Genomic DNA, 7,881 nt, shown 5'->3' with positions numbered 1-7,881 from the left:
TAGAAAAACAATGGGTTTTCTATTTATGATTGGGGTTTTTATCCATATAAAGGTGAAATATAAGAAATTGTCTCCAAAAGGTCGTTTTTAACGACCTTTTGGGACAACCTCTTCTTTTTTGTTTAATAAACACGTTTTCGATTTTCTGCATGACTAGAGATGAGTAATAATGCAGTTTCTTCTCCTATATTACGAACGATATGAGGAACACATGCATTCCAGGAGAAAGAATCTCCTTCTTCTACAATTGCAACATCTTCTCCATGTTGAACTTCTAGTGTGCCGCGTAATACAAGGTGACATTCTTCTCCTTCATGGGCATTTGGTGTGTTTTCTTTCGGAAACCCAGCAGGAATTTCTACGAGATTTAGGCGAAGGCCACCTTGCTCTGCAACATGCTCAATTCTTTGTTCATCTTTTCCGTATACACTATATTTACGTTCTACCTTTTTGACAACTTTCAATCGATCTTTTTGTTCTAACAATAAATAGGGAAGAGGAACGTTTAAAAAATTGGAGATCGTTTCTAAAGTTGAGATAGATGGTGATGTTTTATTATTTTCAACCTGACTCATAAACCCTTTAGAAAGACCTGTTCCTTCACAAATTTGCGCGATTGTTATGCCTCTACGCTGACGAATTTCACGTATTGCAGAACCAATATTCATAAAATCAAGCTCCTTTTTATAAACAACTATTTGTATCATAGCAAAAAAAATATATATTTTCCCAGTGAAAATGAATTGACGAATAAAAAAAATTAGTGTATGTTTTGTAATGTAAATAAAAGTTTTGTATAAGAAAACTATAAAGGAGAGAAAGAAATGAATCAACATATTGGTAACTTAATTATTCGTATCGTGTTAGGGGTAACGTTCTTTATGCACGGTTTAACAAAATTCCAATCAGGGATTGACAATATTGCAGGGTGGTTCACAAGCATTGGTTTACCAGGAGGACTTGCATACGGTGTAGCAACAGTTGAATTAGTTGGCGGTCTATTATTAATTCTAGGTTTAGGTGTAAGATATATTGGATTATTATTTGCACTAGTTATGGTTGGAGCAATTGTAAAAGTAAAATGGTCAGCTGGTTTATTAGGAGATGGAAAAAATCCTGGCTTCGAATTAGAGCTTGCATTGTTAGCAATGGGTGCTTACTTATTTGTTGCGAAAGCGGATGGTTTTGTAGATAATTTCTTAAAAGAGAAAATGTCAAAGAAGAACTAATTTAAATGGGAGGCTAACAAGATGAGTTTTCAACTTCATCCCGATACAACACTTGATGTTGTTCATTTATATGTATCAAATATAAAGAAATCACTAGAGTTTTATACAGAAGTACTAAGTATGAAAGTACTAAAAGAAGATGAAATGGTCGTTACATTTGGGAATGAAAATAACGAACCACTCCTGATCATTGAAGAAAAGAAAGAAGCCTTACCGAAGCAAAGAGGGAGAACGGGTTTATATCATTACGCAATTTTATTACCGAGCAGACAGGATTTAGCGAATATCCTTCGTCATCTTGTAGAAATGGTATATCCACTGCACGGCGGAGCTGACCATTACTTTAGTGAGGCCCTTTATTTAGCTGATCCAGATGGAAACGGGATTGAAATTTATCATGATCGTCAAAAAGAAGTTTGGCGTGATGAGAATGGAGAGCTACCATTTGTTAGTAACCCGTTAGCTGGTGAAGAATTATTGCAGCAAGGAAGTACATGGAACGGATTTCCAGATGGTACTGTGATGGGACATATTCATTTCCACGTAGCTGATTTGGAAGAAGCGAAACGTTTCTATGTGGATGGTCTTGGTTTTGAAGTAACGATCCCAGCTCGTAATGGGGCGCTCTTTGTATCGGCAGGTGGCTACCATCACCATATCGGTTTAAATACGTGGCAAGGTGAAGGAATACTACCGCAAATGCCAAATTCCGTTGGCTTGAAATATTTCACAATTGTATTAGCAAATGAAAAACAAAAAGAGCAAGTATGTGAAAGCTTAAAAAATATTGGCAAGATTGCTACGTACAAAGATGGAATATTACAAGTAGAGGATCCATTTGGACATTGTATCCATTTCAAAATAAAAGGAGAAGCCTAATAAAGGCTTCTTCTTTTTACTTTCTTATAATGGCTTTTTCATTTTGGACAAATAGCTCATCAAATTGCTTCGCAAGCTCAAAATCGAGTTTCGTTAAACCTTTTGCATTCCAAGATGACAAAGTAATAATGACTGCTTTATACTGGATAAGGATAAATGGGTGGTGATTATGTTCTTCTGATAGTTTGGCGGCTTCAGAGACAAATTCGACTCCTTTTAAGTAGTCGGAAAACATATATTTTCTTTCAATCCATTTTTCATCTTTTACTACCCATTTATCTAACTTCAATAATTCCTCTTGAACTTCTTCTTCAGTTAATCGTAGCATCATTTTTCACATCCTTTACTGGAAGTAGCGTAAGACCATTGTTAATAAGACGTGTCACAGCTTCATCAGTTGTGAAAGTAGAAAGTTGTTGTAATAATGCTTCTGATGTTTCATGCCCTTTGTTATGTTCTAAAAGCAATTCTAATATTTCAAGGCGAAGTAACCATTCTTTCGGATACAATTTATTTAATACCTCTTGAATTGCTACTAATTGCTCGATATGCGCGTCGTGTAAAATACCTTCATTTCGAATGTCACGAACGGTTTGATACATACGTTCAAGTTCATTCAGTACAAGTGGAGCAGGTATTTTTTGAACTTCTTCATCCGTTGGGAAAAATGCTGCAGCATCTGCGGCACCTGGGAATACCGAAGTAATTGTTGAACCAACAGCCATATCAAATGCGCCCCATGAAGCATCAAATAAAACTCGGTCGTTATAAGTAACTGTGCAACTGATAAAGGAAATAAGCGCAATTTTTTTATCGTTTTTTACAATATCAGTCACTGTTCCTTTTACATGAATACCACTTGCAAAAGTAAACTCAGCAACATTTCCAATTGTAATTCCTAATGATTGTAATTGTTCATCTGTACAATTTTCTAATGCAATATTTTCAGTGAGTAATCCAATTGGTGTTCCAAACCCGTCACTGTGTACAGACGTAGAATGATTCGCTAGCTGTTTATTGTGAATTGCTAATGCTGTTGGCGAACTCGTTCGCATGTAGATCAATTCACCTGCATCGTTTTCAATTGTCTCGGTAAATGTGCCTGTAATTTGTAATCCGCTATTTAATTCAGCAGTTGCATGATTTTCAGAGCGAATTGCTTTTTCTAATCCTTCTTTACCACCTGTTTTAAAGGCCATCGTTTCAGAGAATTTCTCAAGTGCTTCTGTTAATTCTTCAAATGATTCGCAAACAAATAGTTGTGGTTGCATTTTTGTTACGTCATAAGTTGTACTTGTACATGCCTCTATAGAGAATGGAACCTTTTCTACAGCGTCTGTTAAGCAATGTTTGCTTTCGCCAACAGAAGAAAGGAGACCAGCACCATATATTTTTGGAGCATCTATATTTCCGATTAATCCATATTCTACTGTCCACCAGAAAAGACGTGAAATTTGTTCCGCTTCTGATAAGCCAGAAACTAACTTTTGTTTTTCAAGTACATTATTCTCAGCAGCTGTAACTTCATCAGGAGTAGAAGTAGGGCTTTCTTTTACAATTGTTAATGTACGAACAGCTTCGAATGCATCATGTTCTTCTTTTGTTGAGAAAGCTTTTGCACCAATTTGTCCAAATCGTTTCACATATTTTGCATATGTAGGATCAAGTAAAATAGGTGCGTGTCCTGCTGCTTCGTGTACAATATCTGGAGCTGGTGTATACTCGATATTCTCTACCTTGCGAATATCTGTTGCGATTGGTAATAATCCGTGTCCTTGAAAATCGAAGAAGGCTACGCCAGGAATAAGCCCGTCAATCGTTACAGCACCCCAGCCGCTTGGTGCTAAACACTCATTCATTTCTTCTACCTTTGGAATTGCATCTATATTAATACCAGATGATTGTAATCCGTTCACATAGGCTGGATGAGCAACGTCTTTTAAGAAACTATGATTTTGTCTCATAATGTAACGCCACACAGCGTGATTCACCGGTGTATATTGATCATAATGCTGTGTGGATACGAATGGTTTTAAATGCGATGGAATTTCTGTTTTCTTTGTCATTTAGACATCCTCCTTTTTTTAAATGAAATTAAGTATCGGTTTCGTATAGCTTGTATCACCCCCTTTCAAAATTGTAAGCGCTTATAAAATTTTATCATAAGATTCGGAATTATTTAACATTTGTTTCTGTGAGAAATAGAAAAAGCCCCTATCGGAAAATCCGATAGGGGCGAAAGAATCGCGGTACCACCCTATTTGTAAGTGAAAATATACTTACATCTCAATTAATGATAACGGAAAAACTCCGTCTTTTCCTTCATGCCTATAAGCACTACGAAAAAGAAGCTCCAGAATTGTAATTCATACTTATATATGTGCTAATTTCCACCGACCATTAGCTCTCTGTAACAGGGATATAAGATACTACTGCGATTCTTTCAACGCGTATATTATGAAATTATGTAAAAGGATGGACGTAAAAAAGTCCCTATCGGAAAATCCGATAGGGACGATAAAAATCGCGGTACCACCCTATTTGTAAACAAGTAATTGTTTACCACTCACTTTAAGATAACGGAAAGATCCGTCTTTCTCTTCATGCATAAAAAGCATTACGGGAAAGAAGCTCCAGAATTGTAATTCACGCTTGTATATGTACTGATTTGCACCAACCATCAGTTCTCTGAGACAGGGATATAAGTCGCTACTAGTATTCCTTCAAAGCCGATATATAATTCGTTCAACTAAACTATGTTTTGTATTATAAAACTATATTAAAAAAATTGTCAACAATAATTTTTTATTTCACATCTAAATCAACATTTAAATTAGATGTATTTCCAGCTGCATCAGTTGCTACAATATGAATTGTATTCTTTCCTTCTTGTAATTGACTACGATCGAAATAAATGCTGTAATTTTTCTCCCAAGGATTTAGGAACACACTTTCCCATACACCATTTCCGTTGATTTCATATTGCATTCTCACTGGAATACCAGGTGCTACCCAACCAGATTCTGTCATCCAATCTAGCAGGATATCATCCACTTTTCCTGTAATTACAAGGTTTTCTTGGTCAACTTCGTATGTTAACTTAGGTGCAGTTCGATCAAGAAATACAGCAGCTGTTTGTTTCGTTTCCCCACCAGAATTAGAGGCAACTGCTTCGATTTGGTATAGACCGTCAGCTAACGGAGTACCATCTGTTTTTGTACCATTCCATTTGAAAGGTTTGTATCCAGCTGTTTCATTTTTAGCTTGATGGATAATCCCTTGGTACGTTACACGTTCTTTTGTAACTAAATTTGCATGCAATGTTACATCATCCACAGGTGCAACTAAATAGTAGTTGATGAGATTATCGTCTAATATTTGGTCACCATTTGGACTAAAAGTAGAATTAATAATTTCGAGTCCATCTATACGTTTGTAATCTTTAGGATCGATACTAAATGTAAATGGAATGCGAGTTTCTTCATTCTTACCTTGTTCTTTTACATACACATTTCCAGTATATACACCTTGGGGTAGCGAACTATCGACAGTGATAGTAAATGGTTTTTCGGTACTACTATTCGGCTGTATGCTAATCGATGAAGGTACAGAAGTTTTTACTTTTGTTTTTGTGTTTGCATCTAGCAATTCCACACGAGTTGAAAAACTTTTCTTTTTACTAGATAGATTTTGTAACGTAATATTTTGCGTCAGTTTTACTTTACCACTGTTTGGCTTAATAAGACCGAAGCTCACATTGTTAGGTTTGACTAATACATCTGTTTGAGCTGCTTTCGGGATGTTAATTAAACCAGATCCTTGCGCCATGACAGGATATGTATTTTCATTTACATCTTTTAAAGTTTTTGCTGTATTGGCAAGAGATGCTTTCAATTGTTCTGGCGTCCAATCAGGGTGCATTTGACGTAATAAAGCAACAGCTCCAGCTACTTGAGGGGCAGCCATACTGGTTCCGTTGTGAGACTCATAGCCACCTCTAGGTACAGTACTCGTAATTTGTACTCCTGGTGCAACGATATCTGGTTTTATAAGCCAACTACCTTGTGATGGTCCTCTAGAACTAAAGTTACCAATTAATTCAGTTGGAACTGGTTGTCCAATTTTTATATTTTTCTTGCGCTTTGTAATTAAGTTTTTTAGCTCTTCACCATTTGCATTTGATAATTGCATAACTGGAAGAGCTAGATTTTCTCGTGCAAAGTATTCAGGCATAATATTGATTTCTTTTTCGTTAGAAATTAATAGTACACCAATTGCACCAGCTTGTTTCGCTTGTTCAGCTTTTACTAACGTACTTGAAGTACCTTGTAAAACAAGTGCAAACTTTCCTTTCACATCTTGTTTTGCATAATCGCTTGGATTACCATAGCCAACATATACAAGTGGAGAATCATTACCTATTGGGAAATCCGATCTTGATAACGGTAACCCTTGATATGTTTTGGTAGAACCAGCTACTTGGAATGTTGGAAACGGGATAGAAACTGTAGATGCTCCAACTGATATAACACTACTTGCATTGGCGGGGGCATCAACAGACCACGGTTTTGGGCCATCATTTCCATTTGAAACGACTGCAGTAACCCCAAGCTTTGCTGCACGTTCTAACGTTAAAGTTACAGGTTGATCAGGTACATTTAAATCTTGTCCAAGAGACAGATTTAACACATCAGCACCATCTTGAATTGCTCGTTCAATACCTTGAATAATATCGTCTGTTGTACCAGTTCCACCGTCATTCATGACACGATAGGCTAAAATAGAAGCGTTTGGAGCAACGCCCTTAATTTTTCCATTACCAGCAATAATTCCTGCTACATGAGTACCATGTACGTTACCATCCATAGGATCATTATCTTCATCGACTGTGTCATATCCACCAATATAATTTGCTTTTAAGTCAGGATGTGTATAGTCTACGCCAGAATCGATAATTGCTACTTTCATCCCTTTTCCATCAAGAGGTTTGCCAGATGGGTCTTTTAAATTCCACGCTTCAGTTGCACCAATTGTCGGTCCGCCGATGTTTGGTGCTTCTTCATTAGTAGTACTTTTTGATGTTTCATGTAGTTTATATGTTAAGTTCGGATAGACTGCTTTTACTTCTGGTAAAGAAGCAAGAGCAGTAATTTGATTTCCAGGAACTGAAATAGAAAATCCGGAAAATAACGTATTATACACTTCTTTAATTTTTGCACCGGGTGCTTTTTCTTTTATTTTCTTAGTCGTATCTTCTTGTGCTTTTTTAAGCTCGGCATGATAAGACTGTGCATGATTACTTTGTAAATCTGGAGCATGCTGAATATTACCTTGTGCTGCGAGAGGTGCATGTTGCAATTCTACAATGACTGAAATTTCTTTTGCAGTTTTTGTTTCAACATTTTGAGCAATTTTATTTTCTCCCCACTGTTCAATCGTTGTTTTTAGTTGTGGACTAAATTGCTTTTCCTTTTGCAGTGATTCAGCATGTGCGCTTAAAGCTCCAAAACTGGAAAAGACGAGCGCCATACTTAATAGTGTAGATGTAGTTTTTTTCATTGAAACTCCCCCTAATAAAAAAGTGCTAATATTCAGAAAAATAATCTTGCAAATTTATCCGACTTTAATGGGCAGTAAGACCCCCACCTCAAAATGCAGCGAAAGCAAAGAAGTTAGGTGGGGGATCAACTGCCCATAAAAGTCCGATTGGTTCAACTAATAATCAGTGGGGGATGAAGAAAACCCCCACTGATTAAAGTTTCACTTTATCCCG

6 protein-coding genes and 2 other annotated features are annotated in these 7,881 nt (G+C 36.6%); of the genes, 2 read left to right on the top strand and 4 right to left on the bottom strand.

The genetic code is table 11. The features are described 5' to 3' along the window. Window positions 1-122: 122 nt before the first annotated feature. Complete coding sequence (locus MR083_RS16280; RefSeq protein ID WP_014893504.1) at window positions 123-668, bottom strand: helix-turn-helix domain-containing protein; 546 nt, start codon at window positions 666-668, stop codon at window positions 123-125. Window positions 669-824: 156 nt separating this feature from the next. Here MR083_RS16280 and MR083_RS16275 point away from each other — a divergent pair, with 156 nt between their 5' ends. Then, complete coding sequence (locus MR083_RS16275; RefSeq protein WP_001071557.1) at window positions 825-1,229, top strand: DoxX family protein; 405 nt, start codon at window positions 825-827, stop codon at window positions 1,227-1,229. 21 nt (window positions 1,230-1,250) lie between these two features. Beyond that, on the top strand, window positions 1,251-2,108 hold the full coding sequence (locus tag MR083_RS16270; RefSeq protein ID WP_100634947.1) for a VOC family protein: 858 nt from the start codon (window positions 1,251-1,253) through the stop codon (window positions 2,106-2,108). Window positions 2,109-2,124: 16 nt separating this feature from the next. Here MR083_RS16270 and MR083_RS16265 read toward each other — a convergent pair whose 3' ends face one another. The 3 genes from MR083_RS16265 to MR083_RS16255 all read right to left on the bottom strand — a co-directional run bounded on the left by MR083_RS16265 (window position 2,125) and on the right by MR083_RS16255 (window position 7,667). Next, entirely contained in the window at window positions 2,125-2,439 is a 315-nt protein-coding gene (locus tag MR083_RS16265; protein ID WP_000979541.1) for a 4a-hydroxytetrahydrobiopterin dehydratase, read from the bottom strand. Next, the gene (locus MR083_RS16260; protein WP_062821260.1) at window positions 2,420-4,174 is read right to left on the bottom strand and encodes an aromatic amino acid hydroxylase; all 1,755 of its coding nucleotides are present in this window, start codon (window positions 4,172-4,174) and stop codon (window positions 2,420-2,422) included. Before MR083_RS16260 ends, MR083_RS16265 begins: the two co-directional genes overlap by 20 nt. A 162-nt stretch (window positions 4,175-4,336) precedes the next feature. Further along, window positions 4,337-4,564: a binding site (T-box leader), on the bottom strand. A gap of 51 nt (window positions 4,565-4,615) precedes the next feature. Next, window positions 4,616-4,844, bottom strand: a binding site (T-box leader). A 69-nt stretch (window positions 4,845-4,913) separates the two neighbouring features. Beyond that, entirely contained in the window at window positions 4,914-7,667 is a 2,754-nt protein-coding gene (locus tag MR083_RS16255) for a S8 family serine peptidase (RefSeq protein ID WP_242269587.1), read from the bottom strand. Between the last annotated feature and the right edge of the window lie 214 nt (window positions 7,668-7,881).

This window comes from Bacillus cereus group sp. BfR-BA-01408 (genome assembly GCF_022663305.1).
Classification (GTDB): domain Bacteria; phylum Bacillota; class Bacilli; order Bacillales; family Bacillaceae_G; genus Bacillus_A; species Bacillus_A pacificus.
The sequence above is the reverse complement of the archived record's forward strand: the minus strand, read 5'-3'. Positions and strand labels throughout refer to the sequence as shown.

Bases quoted from the DNA above. Each gene is read 5' to 3' on its own strand.
- MR083_RS16260 (WP_062821260.1), bottom strand. From the start codon at position 4,174: ATGACAAAGAAAACAGAAATTCCATCGCATTTAAAACCATTCGTATCC.
- MR083_RS16270 (WP_100634947.1), top strand. From the start codon at position 1,251: ATGAGTTTTCAACTTCATCCCGATACAACACTTGATGTTGTTCATTTA.
- MR083_RS16280 (WP_014893504.1), bottom strand. From the start codon at position 668: ATGAATATTGGTTCTGCAATACGTGAAATTCGTCAGCGTAGAGGCATA.
- MR083_RS16265 (WP_000979541.1), bottom strand. From the start codon at position 2,439: ATGATGCTACGATTAACTGAAGAAGAAGTTCAAGAGGAATTATTGAAG.
- MR083_RS16275 (WP_001071557.1), top strand. From the start codon at position 825: ATGAATCAACATATTGGTAACTTAATTATTCGTATCGTGTTAGGGGTA.
- MR083_RS16255 (WP_242269587.1), bottom strand. From the start codon at position 7,667: ATGAAAAAAACTACATCTACACTATTAAGTATGGCGCTCGTCTTTTCC.